This is a genomic window from Micromonospora sp. NPDC051141 (genome assembly GCF_044455765.1).
In the GTDB taxonomy this organism is placed as follows: domain Bacteria; phylum Actinomycetota; class Actinomycetes; order Mycobacteriales; family Micromonosporaceae; genus Micromonospora.
Window position 1 is genome coordinate 225,188 of record NZ_JBITFD010000008.1, and the last position, 18,029, is coordinate 243,216.

Sequence of the window (18,029 nt, forward strand, 5' to 3'; positions counted from 1 at the left end):
CTGGGGTACGACGAAAGGGGCACCAGATGACCGACGAGGTGACGTCGAAGGTGCCGCCCGACCAGGGCCCCGTCCTGGCCGCGCCGGTCCGCTCGACGCCGGCCGGGCCGCCCAGCAGCCTGGACCTGTGGGCCCGCGCCCAGATCCTGCACCGCTGCTTCGGCGACGACGACGGCGAGCCGCACATCATGCGCGGCCTCGACTGAGCACCCGGAGCGGGTCGGCGGCCCCCTACGGTGGCCGACGTCGCCTACCGTGGCGGTCATGACGGCGGTACTGGTGGCGGCGGGTCTGCTGCTGCTCGCGCTGGGCGTGGTCGGCCACGTCTCCTGGCGCGACCGGCGGCGCACCCTCGACGAGGACCCGACGGCGACCCGCGCGGCCCGCGTCGAACGGCACCGGCGGGCCGCCGAGCGGGCACGAGCCCAACACGACGGCTGGAACAGCGGCGGGCACGGCTTCACCGGTTGAACGCCGCCGCTCTTCGCGGCGCGGCGCGTCGGTCGACGCTCAGCGCACCGCCGCGCCCGCGCGGGCCAGCGCGTCGCGCCAGGACCGGGTGTGGAACGCCGCAGCCCCGTTGAACGCCAGGTCGAGGAAGCCCGGCCCGTCGCCGGAGGGCGGCGTCCGGTGCGCCCAGAACTCGTCCAGCCCGCGCCGCTGGTCGGGGCTGGGCGACGGCGAGATGTCCGACCCCCGCCCGACCACGTCGTACCGCCGGCCGTCGACGGTCAGCAGCAGCGTGCCCAGCCGGGTCAACCGCCCCCGCGCCTGGCCGACGGGCACCGCGAACACCTCCGCGCCGTGCCGGTCCCGGGCCCGCAGCCGGCCCTGGTCGAGCGTCATCAGCACCGGCACGCACCGCCGGCCGTTCCAGAGGCTGCGCCGCCAGTAGACGACGCTGGCGAGTGTCACGTCGGGCTCCACGGCCGGGACTGTACCGAGGGCGCTCCACGGTGGCCGGCGGCGGCTACCCTGCCGGCGTGACCCGACGATCATGGTTCCTCGTGCTCGCCGCCGCGCTCGGCGTCGCGCTGCTGGCCGCCTGCGGCGGCGTGACCTGGCTGGCCCGCACCGGCGACGGTGCGGAGCGGGACTGCGCGGCACGGGTCGCCGCCGAGGAGGCCAAGGTCCGCACCGACCGGCGGTGGACCGACGCCGACGTGCCGGGCATCGGCGCGTACCCGGAGATCCACTGGCAGGTCGACTATCCGAGCTTCGCCTGCTCCCGCGCGCCCGGCCCGACCGACCGGCGCTACCAGGCGGTGGTGCGGCTGACCCCGGCCGACGCCCGCGCGCTCGCCGCCGCGTACACCTGGACGCCGGTGACCGGCGCGCCGCCCGAGGTGTGGCCGGCGCTCGCCGGGTACGTGCCGGCCGGGGTGCGCTGGCAGCGCAGCGTCGACCACGACGCGGGCGCCGCCGAGGTGCGCCTCGACCCCGGCGCGGCGCTGCTGCTGATCACCGCCGTCGACACCTGATGAACGTTCGCCGCCGCCGATGCGTGAGAGCCGGTGGATACCGGGGTACTGCGCGGAACACAGGTCGGACAGCCGGGAGGTAGTCGTGGGGGACAGGACGGGACGTCGGCGGCTCGGGCCGCTCGCCGGGCTGGTGGTGGCCGTGGTGGTGGCCGCCGGCTGCATGGGCGGCGGGCTCGACCAGGGCGAGCCGCAGCAGCCCGCCCCCGAGCGCAGCGGGCGGGCGGCGTCCCCCGGCGCGGAGACCACCCGGGCCGACGGCACCACCAGCGTCGCCGAGTTCAAGCAGGACTTCTCCGACGCGGTGGCCGGCGCCGAGCAGTACTGGACCGCGCAGTTCCGCTCCTCCGGGGAACGCTTCCGGCCGATCCGGCGGGTGGTGGCGTACACCCGGGCCGGCGAGGTGTCCTGCGGCGGGCAGCCGCTGCCGCGCAACAACGCCGTCTACTGCTCGGCCGGCGACTTCATCGCCTACGACGTGAACTGGTCGGTGTCGGCGTTCCGGCAGATCGGCGACGCGTTCCTGTTCTACCTGCTCGGCCACGAGTACGCGCACGGCGTGCAGACCCGGCTCGGCATCCGCTACGAGTACACCATCCAGCAGGAGTTGCAGGCCGACTGCATGGCCGGGGCCTACCTGGGCGACAGCGTGCGCGCCGGGTCGCTGAAGCTGGCCGACGGCGACCTGGACGAGTTCCGGGAGGGGCTGCTGGCGGTCGGCGACGACCCCGACCAGCCGTGGTTCGCCGAGGGCGCGCACGGCACCGCCGAGCAGCGCAGCGAGAAGTTCTTTGCCGGCTACGAGAACTCGCTGAAGGCGTGCGACCTCGGCTGATGCCACAGGTCACCCCGGCCGGCGGCGACGCCGGCCGGGCCGGGTCCGGCTGGCAGGATCGGCGGCGTACGCCCACCGAAGGAGGCCCCCGCTGAGCAGCCCACACCCCGCCGCCGTGCTCTTCGACATGGACGGCACGCTCGTCGACAGCGAGAAGCTGTGGGACGTCGCGTTGCAGGAGTTGGCCGCCGTCTACGGCGGCACGCTCTCCGCCGAGGCCCGCCAGGCGATCATCGGCACCGCGATGGCCGACTCCATGCGGATCGTGCACGCCGACCTGGGCCAGCCGGAACGCGACCCGCAGGCCAGCGCCGACTGGATCAGCGCGCGGATCCTCGACCTGTTCCGCACCGGGCTGCGGTGGCGTCCCGGCGCGTTGGCGCTGCTGCGCGCCGTCCGGGCCGCCGGCATTCCGACCGCGCTGGTCACCTCCAGCGGCCGGTCCCTGGTCGAGGTCGCGCTGGAGACCCTCGGCCGGGACAGCTTCGACGCGGTGGTCTGCGGCGACGAGGTGGGCGAGGCCAAGCCGCACCCGGAGCCGTACCTGACCGCCGCGAAGCTGCTGGGCGTGCCGATCGAGCGGTGCGTGGCGATCGAGGACTCACCGACCGGCGTGGCGAGCGCGTTGGCCGCCGGCGCGGCAGTGCTGGCCGTACCGGCCGAGGTGCCGCTGCCGCCGACCGACGGCGTACACCAGCTGGAGAGCCTGACCGCGGCGGACCTGGAGCTGCTCGCCGCGCTGCTGAACCGGTAGGCCGACGGGCCCCTCCCGCCGGGAGGGGCCCCGCCGTGCGCCTCAGTCGTGGGCGATGGCGCCGAGCACGTTGATCCGCGCGGCCCGGATCGCCGGCAGCACCGCCGCGACCACACCGATGATCGCGGCCAGCACCAGGAACGTCACCATCTGGCCCCAGGGCAGGACCAGGTCGGTGATGCCCTCGTCCTTGAGCGCCCGGACCACCGCCGCGCCGAGACCGGTGCCGACCACCACGCCGAGCAGCGCGCCGAAGACCGAGATCACCACCGCCTCGACCGTGATCATCCGCATGGTCTGGGCCCGACGTAGGCCGATCGCCCGCAGCAGGCCCAGCTCCCGGGTGCGCTCCAACACCGACAACGCGAGCGTGTTGATGATGCCCAGCACCGCGATCACGATGGCCAGCGCCAACAGGATCTGGATCATCCGCAGCGGCGTGTCGAGCTGACTGGTCTGCTGCTTGATGAACGCCGCCCGGTCCGCCACCGACACCTCCGGACTGTCCGCCAGCAGCCGCTCGACCTGCGGCTGCACCGCGCCCACCGAGGTGCCCGGGGCGAGCTGCACGAAGCCCTGGATGGGCTGCGGGATGGCGAAGTCGGCGGTCGCCTGCGGCGGCAGCACCACCGGGTTGGTGAGCTGGGAACTTTCGTAGATGCCGCTGACCGTGTACGTGCGGGCCTCGCCGCGGGACAACTGCACCGGCACCGTCGAGCCGACCGACAGGTTGCGGGACTTCGCGGTGTCCGAGCTGAGCAGCATCTGGTCCGGGGCCAGCCGGCTGATGTCACCGGCGGTGGCCTTCGCCCCGAAGATCCGCTCCAGCGCCGCCACGTTGCTCGACGCCGCCACCCAGGTCCGCTCGCCGCCCACCGTGGCCATGTCGCCGTACTCGCCGTCGACCAACTGCACGCCCGGGATCGCGGCGGTCTTTTCCAGCACCGCCGCGTCGAAACTCGCCGGACGCGGCCCGGACGAGGCGCCGGAGATCACCAGCTCGGCCTTGATCCGGTCCTCGGCGAGCGCGCTGATGCTGCCCTTCGCCGAGTCCAGGATCACCGTCACGCCGGTCACCAGCGCGATGCCCACCATCAGCGCGGCGGCGGTGATGGCGGTCCGGCGCGGGTTGCGGCCCGAGTTCAGCCGGCCCAGCTTGCCCGGCACCGACCAGGAGAAGATCGCGCCGAGCAGCGACACCACCGGCCGGCTGATCACCGGCGTCAGCAGCGCCACCCCGATGAACGCGAACAGCACACCGCCGAGGATGGTCGCCAGCGTGTTGTCGCCGGCGTTGCCGCTGAGGCCCAGGAAGAGCAGCACCGCGCCGACCGTGGTGACCACCGCGCCGCCGACGGTCACCTTGGTCAGCGGCCGGTCCGGCGTGGCGACGTCCTGCATCGCGGCGATCGGCGGAATCCGCGCGGCGCGCAGCGCCGGCAGCAGCGCCGCGACCACCGTGATCAGCAGGCCGACCGCGAACGCGCCGATCACCGCCGCCGGCGGCACCCCCAGCCCGGCCAGCGTCAGACCACCGGCGAGCTTCCCGAACAGGTACGCCAGCAGCGCGCCCACCCCGATGCCGGCGGCCAGGCCGAGCACCGAGGCGATCAGGCCCACCGCGACCGCCTCCAGCACCACCGAGCCGATGACCTGCCGGCCACTGGCCCCGATGGCTCGCATCAGCGCCAGCTCACGGGTGCGCTGGGCCACGATGATCGAGAAGGTGTTGAGGATCAGGAACGTGCCGACCAGCAACGCCACCGCGGCGAACCCCAGGAGGATCTTGTTGAAGAACGACAACCCCTCCTTCAGCCCGGCCGAGGCGTCGTCGGCGAGCTGGTCGCCGGTCTTGACGTCGTAGGCGCCACCCAGCGCGCCGGACACCTCGTCGCGCAGCGCCTCCGGCGTGGTGCCGTCCGCCCGCGCGGTGATGTTGGAGAACACGTCCGGCTTGCCGAGCATCAACCGCTGCGCGACAGGCGTGGTGAAGGCGACCTCGTTCGCGCCGCCCACGGAGTCCCGGCCACCGCTGTAGCCGAACACGCCGACCAGCGTGAACTCCTTCTTCGGCGACAGGGTCAACACGCCGACCCGGTCACCGACCCGCACGCCGGCCGCCTTCGCCAGCGCGGCGTTGACCACGATCTCGTCGTCGGCCTGCGGGCCGCGCCCCTCGCGCAACGTCACCAGGTCGCTCTCGCCCAGCCAGTTCTCGCCGAGCTGCGGCGGCCCGAACGAGGTGACCACCTTGCCGTTGCCGCCGATCAGCCGCGCGCCGTCGGCCGCCACCACACCGCGCACGTCCGCCGCGCCCGGCACCGCCTTCACCCGGTCCACGAGCGACGCCGGGACCGGGCCGGCCACCTGCTCGCCCTCGGTCTCGGAGACCTCGACCTTCGGCTTCGCCGCCACGTTCACGTCCACGTCGGCGTAGGCGTCGGCGAAGACCGCGTCGAACGAGCGACCCAGCGTGTCGGTGAGCACGAACGCGCCGGAGACGAACATGACGCCGAGCACCACCGCCAGCCCGGACAGCAGCAGGCGAAGCTTGCGCGCCAGCAGGCTCTTCAGCGTTGCCCGGAACATCAGTTGCCCACCTCGACCGGCGCGTCCAGCTTCTTCATCGTGTCCAGCACCGTGTCGGCGGTCGGCTCGATCAGCTCCGAGACGATCTGCCCGTCGGCCAGGAAGACCACCCGGTCGGCGTACGCGGCGGCGGTCGGGTCGTGGGTCACCATGACGATCGTCTGGCCGTGCTCGCGTACCGAGCTGCGCAGGAAGTTCAGCACCTCGGCACCGGACCGGGAGTCCAGGTTGCCGGTCGGCTCGTCCGCGAAGATCACCTCGGGGCGGGCGACAAGCGCCCGCGCGCACGCCACCCGCTGCTGCTGGCCGCCGGAGAGCTGCGCCGGGCGGTGCCCGAGCCGCTCCCGCAGCCCGACCGTGTCGATCACCGTGTCGTACCAGGCCGGGTCGGCCTTGCGGCCGGCGATCGACAGCGGCAGCAGGATGTTCTCCTGCGCGGTGAGCGTGGGCAGCAGGTTGAACTGCTGGAAGATGAAACCGACCTTGTCCCGCCGCAGCTTCGTCAGGCCCGAGTCGTTGAGCCCGGTCACCGTCGTCTCACCGATCATCACGGTGCCCCGGGTCACCGAGTCCAGACCGGCGAGGCAGTGCATCAACGTCGACTTGCCCGAGCCCGACGGTCCCATGATCGCGGTGAACCGGCCGCGTTCGAACTCGGCGCTCACCCCCCGCAGCGCGATGACCTGCGCCTCGCCGCTGCCGTACACCTTCCACACGTCGTTCGCCCGGGCCGCGGCCTGCGCCTGCCGGCCTACCGTCGCGGTCACGTCATCTACCTCTTCCGTCTGGCTTGCTGATCCGCACCGCCCCCGCTGGTCGGTGCGGCAGTTCCATCCTCGGTGCCGCCGGCCCCGGATCCGTCCGACCCCGGGCGGAATCCGTGCCGAATTTCCGGTGAGGGTCGCCCCCCAGACCGGCTCAGGGTGATCCCTGACCGGCCGGCGACGCCGACGGTAGAACCTCACGCCGCGTCACGGTCAACCCCTCGCCGCCGCCGTTGGTCACGGTACGTGAGCACCGCCACCTAGTTCCCCGGTCGCACCAGCCCCGTCTCGTACGCCAGGACCACCGCCTGCACCCGGTCCCGCAGCTTCAACTTGGTCAGCACGTGCCCGACGTGCGTCTTGACCGTGGTCTCGCTGACCGACAGCGCCCGGGCGATCTCGGCGTTGGACAGCCCGCGCGCCACCTGCACCAGCACCTCCCGCTCCCGGTCGGTCAGCGGGTCCAGCACCCGTGGCCGGCTGGCCGCCGGATCCGGCAGCACGTCGGCGAAGCGGTCCAACAGCCGACGCAGGATCCGTGGCGCCACCACCGCCTCCCCGGCCGCCACCGTGCGGATCGCGGTCACCAGGTCCTCCGCCGGCACATCCTTGGCCAGGAAGCCGCTCGCCCCGGCGCGCAACGCGCCGACCACGTACTCGTCCAGCTCGAACGTGGTCAGCACCAGCACCCGTACCGGCAGTCGGGCGTCCACGATCGTCCGGGTCGCGGCCACCCCGTCCATCCGCGGCATCCGGATGTCCATCAGCACCACGTCGGGCAGCAGCCGCCGGGCCAGCTCCACCGCCTCCACGCCGTCGCCCGCCTCGCCCACGATGTCCAGGTCGTCCTCGACGCCCAGCACCATCCGGAACCCGGCACGCAGCAGCGGCTGGTCGTCGGCGAGCAGGACCCGAACCGGTCGGGGCGCGGCGGCGTCGGTCATCGTCTCCCTCGTCGTGCTGGACGGCGGTCAGCCCGGAACCGGGTCGGTCGGGCCGGCGGGCGCCGGGCGCACACCCGGAGACCACCGCCCCGGCGTCGAGCGGTCCGCAGGAACCCACCGTAGAGGGCGACCGGTTCCCGTACGCCGACGCACCGGATCCGATCCAATCGCCCCGCCCACCGCCCCCACCCACCCATCCATCCCCGTTCCGCACTCACCCGTCCCGCACTGCGTGCACCCGCCCCGCCCCCCACTCACCCGCCCCGCACTGCGTGCACCCGCCCCGCCCCCCACTCACCCGCCCCGCACTGCGTGCACCCCCCGTTGCGCACTCACCTGTCCCGCCCCGCCGCGCGTGCGCCCGCCCCGCCCGCTCCACCCACCGCTTTCCCGGAAAGCGTGCCCATGAGGGTTCCTGGGCGCCCGCTTTCCGGGAAAGCGGGCGTCAAGGGACCTTGATGAGGCCGCTTTCCGTGAAAGCGGCCTCATCGGGGTCCGCGTGACCCGCCGTCGGGAGAAGCGAGCCCGCCCCGGGGCGGGGGTGACACTTTCCGGGAAAGCGTGGGTATCAGCGCCGGCATGGCCCCACTTTCCGGGAAGCGGGGCCATGTTCGGGGGAAAGAGAGGCGGCGCGCGGCGTCGGGTGGGGCGGACATGGGTTGGGGAGGAGAAGGGATCGCACGTGATGGGTGGGCGCGCCGCCCGTGGTGGATCGGGGTGCACGGGCGGGGATGGGTGGGCGCGCTGCCCATGGTGGATCGAAGGCCCGGGCGGGATGAGGAGGCGCGCTGCTCGTGGCGGGTCGAAGGCTCGGGCGGGGATGGGCGCGCTGCCCTGGTGGCGCGCGGGACCCCGGGCGGGGGTGGGGTGGGGTGGGGCATGCTGCCCTGCTGGTTCGGGGGACTTCAGCGAGGGCGGGTGGGCGTGCTGCCCGGGTGGATCGGGAGGGCCCGGGCGGGGGGCGGGTTGGGGCTGTGCTGGCGCGGCGGGGACGACCCGCCCGTCGACGGATCCGGGCCTCAGGGGCTCACCCGGCGGGCACGGGCCTCACTCGTCGGCCCCGGGACTGGCCGGTCGGGAACGGGCGTCCACCAGCGGGTCGGGCGCGGCGGCGGCCACCGGGAACGGCGGCGGCGTGCCGCCGAAGGTGGGGCAGAGCGCCTGGTGGCTGCACCAGTCGCAGAGCCGGCTCGGCCGGGGCCGGAAATCCTGCCGCGCGGTGGCCTGCTCGATCGCCCGCCACAGCGCCACCACCGTGCGCTCGAAGCGCACCAGCTCGTCGGCGTCGGGCGCGTAGTCGCAGACCTCGGCGTCCTTGAGGTAGAGCAGGCGCAGCACCCGCGGCACCACGCCCCGGGTCCGCCACAGCACCAGCGCGTAGAACTTGAGCTGGAACAGCGCCCGCGCCTCGAACGCCTCGCGCGGCGCGCCGCCGGTCTTGTAGTCGACCACCCGCAGCGCGCCGTCCGGGGCCACGTCGAGCCGGTCGAGATAGCCGCGGATGAGCAGCTCGTCGTCGACCACCGCGGAGATCAACGCCTCGCGCTCGGCCGGCTCCAGCCGGCGCGGGTCCTCCACCGCGAAGTAGCCCTCCAGCAGCCCCGCCGCCGAGCGCAGGAACCCCTCCACGCCGGCCGGGTCGTCGTCGGCGAACAGCGTCGCCAGCTCCGGCTCCTCGGTGACCAGCCGGTCCCACTGCGGGGCGACCAGATCGCCGGCCGACTCCGGGGTGCGTGCCGGGGCCGGCAGGTCGAACAGCCGCTCCAGCACGGCGTGCACAAGCGTGCCCCGGGCCTGCTCGACCGTGGGGCGCTCCGGCAGCCGGTCGATGCTGCGGAACCGGTAGAGCAGCGGGCAGGTCTTGAAGTCGGCCGCCCGCGACGGCGACAACGACGCCCGCACCGTGACCGGCGTCGGTGCCGCCGTCGGGTCGCCCTGCGTGTCGATCACCGGTTCCGCCGTCATGCCCGGAAGGTTAGGCCACCGGTGTGACACCACCACCGTCGCCGTGCCGGACCATGATCTTCAAACGCGTAGCATCGCCGGGGTGGACCAGCGGACCCGACGGCCGCGCCGGCCCGGGCTGAGCCTCGGCCGGGTCTTCGGCGTGCCGCTGCGCGCCGACGCGTCGATGCTGCTGCTCACCGTCGTGGTCACCGTGCTCTACGCGGCGCTGGCCCGCCGCCAGCTCGACCTCGGCCCGCTCGGCGGGTACCTGGTCGGCTTCGGTTTCGTCGTCTCGCTGCTCGGCTCGGTGCTGCTGCACGAGCTGGGGCACGCGCTCACCGCCCGCCGGTTCGGTATCGGTGTGCGGGGAATCACGCTGGAGCTGCTCGGCGGCTACACCGAGATGGACTCCGACGCCCCCGACCCGCGGACCGAGCTGCTGATCTCCCTGGCCGGCCCGGCCGTGTCCGCGGTGCTCGGCGCCGGCGCGGTCGCCGCGACGCTCACGCTGCCCGCCGGCACCCTCGGCCACCAGCTCGCCTTCCAGCTCGCGGTCAGCAACGTGGTGGTGGCGATCTTCAACAGCCTGCCCGGGTTGCCGCTGGACGGCGGGCGGGCATTGCGCGCCGCGGTCTGGGCGCTCACCCGGGACCGGCACCGGGGCACCGAGGTGGCCGGCTGGGTCGGCCGGGCCGTGGCGCTGGGCACGTTGGCCCTGGTGGTGGCGCTCACGCTGCGCCGGGCGCTCGCCCCGCTGGCGTTGCCGCTGCTCCTGCTGGTCGCCTTGACGCTGTGGCGGGGCGCCGGGCAGTCCATCCGGCTGGCCCGCATCGGTCGCCGGCTGCACCTGGTCGACCTGACCCGGCTGGCCCGTCCGCTGCTGCCGGTGCCCACCGGCACCCCGCTGGCCGAGGCGCAGCGCCGCCGCGCCGAGGCGGGCACGCCGGACGCCGCGCTCGCCGTGGTCGACTCCGCCGGCCGGACCGTGGCGCTTGTCGACCCGGCGCGCGCTGCCGCCGTACCCCCGGAACGGCGGCCGTGGCTCGCGGTGGACGAGGTGGCCCGCGGCCTGGCGGCGCTGCCCGTCCTGCCGGTCGGCGCGGACGGCGAGCGGGTGCTGGAGACCGTCCGCACCCACCCGGGCGCGCAGTACCTGGTGACGGCAGGCGAAGATGTGGTCGGCGTGCTCCACGTCGCGGACCTCGCCCAGCTCCTCGAACCGAAACGGAAGACGAACACGTGACCGCAGAGAACTCCACCGTCCCGGCGCTGCCCCCGGTCCACCGCGGGCCGTTCCGGATCGGCGACCGGGTCCAGCTCACCGACCCGAAGGGCCGGATGCACACGGTGACGCTGGAGCCCGGCAAGGAGTTCCACACCCACCGCGGCATCCTCAAGCACGACACGCTCATCGGCCTGCCCGACGGCAGCGTGGTCACCACCGCCGGTGGCGGCACCGCCTTCCTGGCGCTGCGACCGCTGCTCTCCGACTACGTGCTCTCCATGCCCCGCGGCGCACAGGTGATCTACCCGAAGGACTCGGCGCAGATCGTCGCGATGGGGGACATCTTCCCCGGCGCGAAGGTGCTGGAGGCCGGCGCCGGCTCCGGCGCGTTGTCCTGCTCGCTGCTGCGCGCCGTCGGCACCGAGGGGGAGCTGCACTCCTTCGAGATGCGCGACGACTTCGCCCAGATCGCCAGGCGCAACGTCGAGGCGTTCTTCAACGGCCCGCACCCGGCCTGGCGGCTGCACGTCGGTGACGTCGCCGACTGCGCCGAGACCGGCTTCGACCGGATCATCCTCGACATGCTGACCCCGTGGGAGATGCTCGACATGGTCGAGCGGGCGCTGGTCCCCGGCGGCGTGCTGATCGGCTACGTGGCCACCACGCCGCAGCTCTCCGAGCTGGTCGAGGCGCTGCGTGAGCGCGGCGGCTGGACCGAGCCGCGCGCCTGGGAGTCGATGGTCCGCGACTGGCACGCCGAGGGTCTCGCGGTCCGGCCGGACCACCGCATGATCGCGCACACCGCGTTCCTGGTCTCCGCGCGCAAGCTCGCCCCGGGGGTCACCGCGCCGCCGCGCCGGCGCAAGCCCAGCAAGGGCGCCGAGGCGTACGCGCAGCGCCGCGACGCCCTGCGCGCCGCGGCGGCGGCCCGGCCGGCGGAGGAGCCCGACGGGTCCTGACCCCCGCCGCGCGAACCGCCACGGTCGGGCGGATCATGTGTGCCCGTGGGGACGACGACACCGGAGACGGTAAGCATGACAGAGCGGACCGGGACGCGCGGTGGGCGCGTCCGTCCCGGCCCCGGCGGTACCGGTCGACGGGAGGTGGCGTGAGCAGTCCCGGCTACGGCAACGGCGAGATGCCCGCCGTCTTTCCCGACTGGTCGCCCTACGCCGACCTGGAATCGGCCGCCCGGGCGTACCTGCGGGACCCCGACATCGCCCTGGAGGCGCTCGGCGGGGTGCTGCGCGGGGCCTCCGTGCTCGGCTTCACGCTGGAACGCTTCGTCAACGAGGTCAACGGGGTGTGGCAGGAGGTCGTCGTCTGCGACGGCAGCCGGCTGGTGCTCTGGCACGGCGAGGACGTGCCGCCGGGGGAGGGGCCGCCCGGCGCGATGACCTCGTCGCTGCGGGTGGTGCCGGTCTCCACGGTCACCGAGGTCGGCTGCCGGCGCCGGCTCACCCGGGCCGAGGACGGCACGGTCCGGGTCGACAGCATCGACGTGTACCTGCTGCTCAGCTCGCTTGACGAGGCGCCGCCGAGCGACGACGCGGCCGGCACCCCGCGGCACGACGCGCTGCGCTTCGGCAAGACGCTCGACGACGGCGGCGCGGGGCAGATCACCCGGCTGGAGGAGTTCGCCCGGCTGGTGGCCTCGGTGGTCGGCCGGCCCATGCTCTGAGCCGGCCCGTGCTTCCGAGCCGGACCGGGCCATGGGTTGGTGGCGGCACGACGCGGGCCGGGGACGCCCGTCCCCGGCCCGCGTCAGCCGTGCGTCAGTCCTCGGCCTCCGGGCCGGCCACCTCGACGCCGTCGCTGCCCCGCGTCACGTGGATGCACTCGCCCGGACACTCCTTCGCCGAGTCGATCACCTCGAGGCGCAGGTGCTCCGGCACGTCCACCCGGGCGCCCGGGGCCTGCCGCAGCTCGCCGTCCGGGCCCTTGACGTACGCCAGGCCGTCGACGTCGAACTCGAAGACCTCCGGGGCGTACTGCACACATAGCCCGTCACCCGTGCAGAGGTCCTGGTCGACCCAGACCTGCAACTGGTCGGTCGCGACGTCCGTCACAAGCACCCCCCATGTTCTCCCGTCCCGGACTCCGACGGTACCCGAACGCCCGTACCCGCCCGTCGACCAGCCCTTGGCGATCAAGCTTCGGTGACGAGCGCGTTGCGGAGGACCGAATCGGGCTCATAGCGGCTAGTGTTAGCTCAGAACGTTCAAGCCCCCCGGGGAGGTGGGACGTGGCACGCAGCGACGACGCGGACTCGCGCGCCGCACGGTGGGAAAAGGAAGCCCACGATCTCTCCACGCAGGTCGCGTTCCTGCAAGAGGAACTCGCTCTGGTGCGGCGCAAGTTGACCGAAAGCCCCCGACACGTCCGGCAGCTCGAAGAGCGGCTGGCGGCCACCCAGGCACAGTTGGCGCGGCTGACCGAGAACAACGAGCGGCTCGTGAGCACCCTCAAGGAGGCTCGCGCGCAGATCGTGACGCTCAAGGAGGAGATCGACCGGCTCGCCCAGCCACCCAGTGGCTACGGCGTCTTCCTGGCGAAGCACGACGACGGCACGGTGGACGTGTTCACCGGCGGGCGCAAGCTCCGCGTGGCCGTCTCGCCCTCGCTGGAGACCGACGAGCTGCGCCGTGGGCAGGAGGTGCTGCTCAACGACGCGCTCAACATCGTCGACGCGTTCGGCTTCGAGCGGGTCGGCGAGGTGGTGATGCTCAAGGAGATCCTGGTCGGTCCGGACGGCGCGCCGGGTGACCGGGCGCTGGTGGTCTCCCACTCGGACGAGGAGCGCATCGTGCACCTCGCCGAGACGCTGATCGGCAGCCCGATCCGGGCCGGCGACTCACTCATGATCGAGCCCCGCTCGGCGTACGCGTACGAGCGGATCCCGAAGAGTGAGGTCGAGGAGCTGGTCCTGGAGGAGGTGCCCGACGTCGACTACGAGGACATCGGTGGCCTCCAGGCGCAGATCGAGCAGATCCGCGACGCGGTGGAGCTGCCGTTCCTGCACGCCGACCTGTTCCGCGAGCACCAGCTCCGGCCGCCGAAGGGCATCCTGCTCTACGGTCCGCCCGGCTGTGGCAAGACGCTCATCGCCAAGGCGGTGGCCAACTCGCTCGCCAAGAAGATCGCCGAGCGGTTGGGCAAGGAGCGGCACACCAGCTTCTTCCTCAACATCAAGGGTCCCGAGCTGCTCAACAAGTACGTCGGCGAGACCGAGCGGCACATCCGGTTGATCTTCCAGCGCGCCCGGGAGAAGGCCGGCGAGGGCACCCCGGTGATCGTGTTCTTCGACGAGATGGACTCGATCTTCCGCACCCGCGGCTCCGGCGTCTCCTCTGACGTGGAGAACACCATCGTTCCCCAGCTGCTCAGCGAGATCGACGGCGTGGAGGGGCTGGAGAACGTCATCGTCATCGGCGCCTCCAACCGGGAAGACATGATCGACCCGGCGATCCTGCGGCCCGGTCGGCTCGACGTGAAGATCAAGATCGAGCGGCCGGACGCCGAGGCGGCCAAGGACATCTTTACGAAGTACGTCCTGGCCGACCTGCCGTTGCACGCCGACGACCTGGCCGAACACGGCAGCGACCCGCAGGCCACCGTGGCCGCGATGATCGACGCCGTCGTCCTGCGGATGTACTCCGAGACCGAGGAGAACCGCTTCCTCGAGGTCACGTACGCCAACGGCGACAAGGAAGTCCTCTACTTCAAGGACTTCAACTCCGGCGCGATGATCCAGAACATCGTCGACCGGGGCAAGAAGATGGCCATCAAGGAGTTCCTCACCTCCGGGCGCAAGGGGCTGCGGTTGCAGCACCTGCTCGACGCGTGCGTCGACGAGTTCCGGGAGAACGAGGACCTGCCCAACACCACCAACCCCGACGACTGGGCCCGCATCTCCGGCAAGAAGGGCGAGCGGATCGTCTACATCCGCACGCTCGTCTCCGGCGGCAAGGGCACCGAGGCCGGGCGGTCCATCGAGACCGCCAGCAACACCGGCCAGTACCTCTGAGACCGGCCCGACCGGGGCGGCGCCACACCGGCGCCGCCCCGGTCGGCCGTCTCCGAGCGGGACGGCGCGCCACCTACCGTCGATGTGCCGACTACGCTCGACGTGACGGGGACCGGGACGGCGAGCGGAGCGGGCAGGTCGATGAGCGTCAGACGGATCATGGGCACCGAGGTCGAGTACGGCATCTCCGTGCCCGGCCAGGCCGGAGCCAACCCGATGGTCACCTCCTCGCAGGTGGTCAACGCCTACGGGGCGCGACCGGAACTCAACCGGGGCGGACGGGCCCGCTGGGACTACGAGGAGGAGTCGCCACTGCGCGACGCCCGCGGGTTCACCTACTCCGGGGCGGCGTACGACCCGGCCGAGGCGCTCGCCGACGAGGACCTCGGCCTGGCCAACGTGATACTCACCAACGGCGCCCGGCTCTACGTCGACCACGCCCACCCCGAATACTCCACCCCGGAGGTGACCACCCCGCTCGACGTGGTCCGCTGGGACAAGGCGGGCGAGCGGGTGATGGCCGAGGCGGCCCGACGGGCCGCCACCATCCCGGGCACCCACCCGATCCACCTCTACAAGAACAACACCGACAACAAGGGCGCCAGCTACGGCGCCCACGAGAACTACCTGATGCGCCGGCAGACCCCGTTCGCCGACATCGTGGCGTACCTGACGCCGTTCTTCGTGACCCGGCAGATCGTCTGCGGCGCCGGCCGCGTGGGCATCGGCCAGGACGGCGGCCAGAGCGGCTTCCAGATCTCCCAACGTGCTGACTTCTTCGAAGTCGAGGTCGGGCTGGAGACCACGCTCAAGCGGCCCATCATCAACACCCGCGACGAGCCGCACGCGGACGCCGACAAGTACCGCCGGCTGCACGTCATCATCGGCGACGCCAATCTCTCCGAGATCTCCACGTTCCTCAAGGTCGGCACCACGTCGCTGATCCTCGCCATGATCGAGGAGAAGGCGCTCGGCGCCGACCTGGGCATCGCCGACCCGGTCGGTGAGCTGCGCGCGGTCAGCCACGACCCGTCCCTGAAGCACCTCATGCGGATGCGCGACGGTCGCCGGCTGACCGCGCTGGACGTGCAGTGGGCCTACCACGAGCGGGTCCGTTCCTTCGTGGACCAGCGGTACGGCCCCGACGTGGACGCGCAGACCGCCGACGTGCTGGACCGCTGGGAGAGCGTGCTGGACCGGCTCGGCCGCGACGCCTTCGAGTGCGCCGACGAGTTGGACTGGGTGGCCAAGCTGCGGGTGCTGGAGGGCTATCGGGAGCGGGAGAAGCTCGGCTGGGGCTCGCACAAGCTGCAACTGGTCGACCTGCAGTACTCCGACGTGCGGCCGGAGAAGGGCCTCTACCACCGGCTGGTCCAGCGCGGCTCGATGAAGACGCTGCTCACCGACGAGCAGACCCGCACCGCGATGACCGAGCCGCCAGAGGACACCCGGGCCTACTTCCGCGGCCGGTGCCTGGACCGGTACGCCTCCGAGGTGGTGGCCGCGAGCTGGGACTCGGTCATCTTCGACGTGGGCCGGGAGTCGCTGGTCCGGGTGCCGATGATGGAGCCCGAGCGGGGCACCCGCGCGCACGTCGGCCAGCTCTTCGACAGGTGCGAGAGCGCCAAGGATCTGCTGGAGCTGCTGACCGGCGGCTGAGCCGGTTGCCGGAAGGCCCGTTGCGTGCCGAACCCGGCGCGCGGCGGGCTTTTCGTCGCCCGCGCGAGGTAAGTTGATCGCAGGCGATCGTGGAGGAGGCACCACCATGGCGACGCAAGAGGGTGGTCAGACCCAGTCCGGCAAGTCCCACGAGGAGGTCGAGGAGGTCACCGCGCAGGCCAACCCCGAGGTGGCCGAGCGGCACGCCGAGATCACCGAGGACGTCGACGACCTGCTCGACGAGATCGACTCCGTCCTGGAGGAGAACGCAGAAGAGTTCGTGAGGGGATACGTACAAAAAGGGGGTCAATGAGGCTTATGTCCGATTTGCCGCAGGCTTCGGACAAGCCCTGCCCCCAGTGTGGTCGGTCGCTGCCGGCGTCGGCGTTTCACCGTAACCGGCGGCGGCCAGATGGCCTGGCCTTCTACTGCAAGACCTGCGCACTCGCGCGCTCGGAGGCGAGCCGCCGTAAGCGCGGGATCACCCCGCAGAAGAAGGCTGCAGTGCCGGTCGCGGACGGCCTGAAGTGGTGCCCCGACTGTGCGCAGATCAAGCCGGTCGAGGAGTTTCCTCGAACCACCAACGCGAGCGGTCGCCACAGCTACTGCAAGCCCTGCCACATCGCACGGGGCAACGAGAGCAAGCAGCGGCTCTACGGCGGCAGTCGCGAGTACCACCTGCGCCGCCGCTACGGAGTCGGGGAGAAGGAGTTCCAGGAGCTCCTGGCCGAGCAGGGCGGCGTGTGCGCGATCTGCCGGCGTCCCGATCCGGAACATCTGGACCACGATCATCGCACCGGATGGGTCCGCGGGATACTCTGCTTCAACTGCAACGGTGGCCTTGGTCAGTTCCGGGACAGTCCCGACAGTCTGGCCAGGGCGATCACGTACCTGAGAGGAACCACGTGGCAGCGGGTTTTGATCCATCCGGGCGTCTTCCAGATGTGTTCACCAACGCGGGGACGTCCTCCTTCACCACGTTCCTGAGCAAGGCGGCTCCCGAGATGCTGCCGGGTCGTCGGCCGCTGCCGCCCGGCATGGCCGCCGACCTGGCGCCGCACGCGACCACCATCGTGGCGATCGCGGCCGCGAACGGCGTGGTCATGGCCGGCGACCGCCGCGCCACCATGGGCAACCTGATCGCCCAGCGCGACATCGAGAAGGTGCACCCGGCCGACGCGTACTCGCTTGTCGGCATCGCGGGCACGGCGGGCATCGGCATCGAGCTGATGCGACTGTTCCAGGTGGAGCTGGAGCACTACGAGAAGATCGAGGGCGCGATGCTCTCGCTCGACGGCAAGGCGAACCGGCTGGCCTCGATGATCCGGGGCAACCTGGGCGCGGCCATGCAGGGCCTGGCCGTGATCCCGCTGTTCGCCGGCTTCGACCTGGCCGCGAGCGACCCGGCGCGGGCCGGCCGGATCTTCAGCTTCGACGTGACCGGCGGCCCCTACGAGGAGACCGGTTACGACGCGATCGGCTCCGGTTCGCTGTTCGCCAAGTCTGCGCTGAAGAAGCGCTTCCGGGCCGGCCTGTCGGTCGACGACGCGACGCGGCTGGCCGTCGAGGCGCTCTACGACGCCGCGGACGACGACACCGCCACCGGCGGCCCCGACCTGACCCGGCGGATCTACCCGGTCGTGATGACCGCGACGGCCGAGGGCACCCACCGGCTCACCGACGCCGAGACGGCGGCGATCGCGGAGAGCGTGGTGTCCGGCCGGATGGAGAACCCCGGCGGCTGACCCCGCTCGCACGTCCACCGAGTCAGCAGTCCCGCACCACAGGTACGAAGGAGAACCGC

19 protein-coding genes are annotated in these 18,029 nt (G+C 72.5%); 13 read left to right on the plus strand and 6 right to left on the minus strand.

Annotation, left to right across the window (positions count from 1 at the left end):
- Positions 1 to 26: 26 nt before the first annotated feature.
- Positions 27 to 206: a hypothetical protein gene (locus ACIA6B_RS17670; protein WP_396774467.1), complete on the plus strand. Its 180-nt coding sequence runs from the start codon at positions 27 to 29 to the stop codon at positions 204 to 206.
- Between the two features lie 58 nt (positions 207 to 264).
- On the plus strand, positions 265 to 471 hold the full coding sequence (locus tag ACIA6B_RS17675; protein WP_396774469.1) for a hypothetical protein: 207 nt from the start codon (positions 265 to 267) through the stop codon (positions 469 to 471).
- 39 nt (positions 472 to 510) lie between these two features.
- Here the strand turns inward: ACIA6B_RS17675 and ACIA6B_RS17680 are convergent, their stop codons facing one another.
- The gene (locus tag ACIA6B_RS17680) at positions 511 to 927 is read right to left on the minus strand and encodes a hypothetical protein (protein ID WP_396774470.1); all 417 of its coding nucleotides are present in this window, start codon (positions 925 to 927) and stop codon (positions 511 to 513) included.
- A 56-nt stretch (positions 928 to 983) separates the two neighbouring features.
- On the opposite strand from ACIA6B_RS17680, the gene ACIA6B_RS17685 reads away from it, so the two are divergent.
- The 3 genes from ACIA6B_RS17685 to ACIA6B_RS17695 all read left to right on the plus strand — a co-directional run bounded on the left by ACIA6B_RS17685 (position 984) and on the right by ACIA6B_RS17695 (position 3,070).
- Positions 984 to 1,481, plus strand: a complete 498-nt coding sequence (locus ACIA6B_RS17685) for a hypothetical protein (protein ID WP_396774472.1) — start codon at positions 984 to 986, stop codon at positions 1,479 to 1,481.
- Between the two features lie 85 nt (positions 1,482 to 1,566).
- The gene (locus ACIA6B_RS17690; protein ID WP_396774474.1) at positions 1,567 to 2,316 is read left to right on the plus strand and encodes a neutral zinc metallopeptidase; all 750 of its coding nucleotides are present in this window, start codon (positions 1,567 to 1,569) and stop codon (positions 2,314 to 2,316) included.
- A gap of 115 nt (positions 2,317 to 2,431) precedes the next feature.
- Positions 2,432 to 3,070: an HAD family hydrolase gene (locus ACIA6B_RS17695; protein ID WP_396774476.1), complete on the plus strand. Its 639-nt coding sequence runs from the start codon at positions 2,432 to 2,434 to the stop codon at positions 3,068 to 3,070.
- 42 nt (positions 3,071 to 3,112) lie between these two features.
- On the opposite strand, the gene ACIA6B_RS17700 is transcribed toward ACIA6B_RS17695, so the two are convergent.
- The 4 genes from ACIA6B_RS17700 to ACIA6B_RS17715 all read right to left on the minus strand — a co-directional run bounded on the left by ACIA6B_RS17700 (position 3,113) and on the right by ACIA6B_RS17715 (position 9,332).
- Positions 3,113 to 5,659 carry an ABC transporter permease gene (locus tag ACIA6B_RS17700; RefSeq protein ID WP_396774478.1) on the minus strand — a complete coding sequence of 849 codons (2,547 nt, stop codon included), beginning with the start codon at positions 5,657 to 5,659 and terminating at the stop codon, positions 3,113 to 3,115.
- Complete coding sequence (locus ACIA6B_RS17705) at positions 5,659 to 6,426, minus strand: ABC transporter ATP-binding protein (RefSeq protein WP_107155580.1); 768 nt, start codon at positions 6,424 to 6,426, stop codon at positions 5,659 to 5,661. The genes ACIA6B_RS17700 and ACIA6B_RS17705 overlap by 1 nt, the downstream gene beginning before the upstream one ends.
- Positions 6,427 to 6,683: 257 nt before the next feature.
- Positions 6,684 to 7,367 (minus strand): response regulator, encoded by a 684-nt coding sequence (locus tag ACIA6B_RS17710; protein WP_396774481.1) that lies wholly within the window; start codon positions 7,365 to 7,367, stop codon positions 6,684 to 6,686.
- 1,047 nt (positions 7,368 to 8,414) lie between these two features.
- Entirely contained in the window at positions 8,415 to 9,332 is a 918-nt protein-coding gene (locus ACIA6B_RS17715) for a RecB family exonuclease (protein WP_396774483.1), read from the minus strand.
- 82 nt (positions 9,333 to 9,414) lie between these two features.
- Here ACIA6B_RS17715 and ACIA6B_RS17720 point away from each other — a divergent pair, with 82 nt between their 5' ends.
- The 3 genes from ACIA6B_RS17720 to ACIA6B_RS17730 all read left to right on the plus strand — a co-directional run bounded on the left by ACIA6B_RS17720 (position 9,415) and on the right by ACIA6B_RS17730 (position 12,220).
- The gene (locus ACIA6B_RS17720; RefSeq protein ID WP_396774484.1) at positions 9,415 to 10,557 is read left to right on the plus strand and encodes a M50 family metallopeptidase; all 1,143 of its coding nucleotides are present in this window, start codon (positions 9,415 to 9,417) and stop codon (positions 10,555 to 10,557) included.
- A complete protein-coding gene (locus tag ACIA6B_RS17725; RefSeq protein ID WP_396774486.1) occupies positions 10,554 to 11,498 on the plus strand; it encodes a tRNA (adenine-N1)-methyltransferase in 945 nt (314 codons plus the stop codon). The genes ACIA6B_RS17720 and ACIA6B_RS17725 overlap by 4 nt, the downstream gene beginning before the upstream one ends.
- A gap of 149 nt (positions 11,499 to 11,647) precedes the next feature.
- Positions 11,648 to 12,220, plus strand: coding sequence for a hypothetical protein (locus tag ACIA6B_RS17730; RefSeq protein ID WP_281940757.1), 573 nt, complete (start codon positions 11,648 to 11,650; stop codon positions 12,218 to 12,220).
- A 94-nt stretch (positions 12,221 to 12,314) separates the two neighbouring features.
- Here the strand turns inward: ACIA6B_RS17730 and ACIA6B_RS17735 are convergent, their stop codons facing one another.
- The gene (locus tag ACIA6B_RS17735) at positions 12,315 to 12,608 is read right to left on the minus strand and encodes a ferredoxin (protein WP_107155586.1); all 294 of its coding nucleotides are present in this window, start codon (positions 12,606 to 12,608) and stop codon (positions 12,315 to 12,317) included.
- Positions 12,609 to 12,784: 176 nt separating this feature from the next.
- On the opposite strand from ACIA6B_RS17735, the gene arc reads away from it, so the two are divergent.
- The 5 genes from arc (at position 12,785) to prcB (ending at position 17,970) form a co-directional block, all read left to right on the plus strand.
- Positions 12,785 to 14,566: a proteasome ATPase gene (gene arc, locus ACIA6B_RS17740; protein WP_396774489.1), complete on the plus strand. Its 1,782-nt coding sequence runs from the start codon at positions 12,785 to 12,787 to the stop codon at positions 14,564 to 14,566.
- 141 nt (positions 14,567 to 14,707) lie between these two features.
- Positions 14,708 to 16,225 carry a depupylase/deamidase Dop gene (gene dop, locus ACIA6B_RS17745; protein ID WP_396774491.1) on the plus strand — a complete coding sequence of 506 codons (1,518 nt, stop codon included), beginning with the start codon at positions 14,708 to 14,710 and terminating at the stop codon, positions 16,223 to 16,225.
- A gap of 106 nt (positions 16,226 to 16,331) precedes the next feature.
- Positions 16,332 to 16,538: a ubiquitin-like protein Pup gene (locus tag ACIA6B_RS17750; RefSeq protein ID WP_073836803.1), complete on the plus strand. Its 207-nt coding sequence runs from the start codon at positions 16,332 to 16,334 to the stop codon at positions 16,536 to 16,538.
- A 5-nt stretch (positions 16,539 to 16,543) separates the two neighbouring features.
- Positions 16,544 to 17,212, plus strand: coding sequence for an endonuclease VII domain-containing protein (locus ACIA6B_RS17755; protein WP_396774493.1), 669 nt, complete (start codon positions 16,544 to 16,546; stop codon positions 17,210 to 17,212).
- Positions 17,131 to 17,970 (plus strand): proteasome subunit beta, encoded by an 840-nt coding sequence (prcB, locus tag ACIA6B_RS17760; protein ID WP_396774495.1) that lies wholly within the window; start codon positions 17,131 to 17,133, stop codon positions 17,968 to 17,970. The genes ACIA6B_RS17755 and prcB overlap by 82 nt, the downstream gene beginning before the upstream one ends.
- Positions 17,971 to 18,029: the final 59 nt, after the last annotated feature.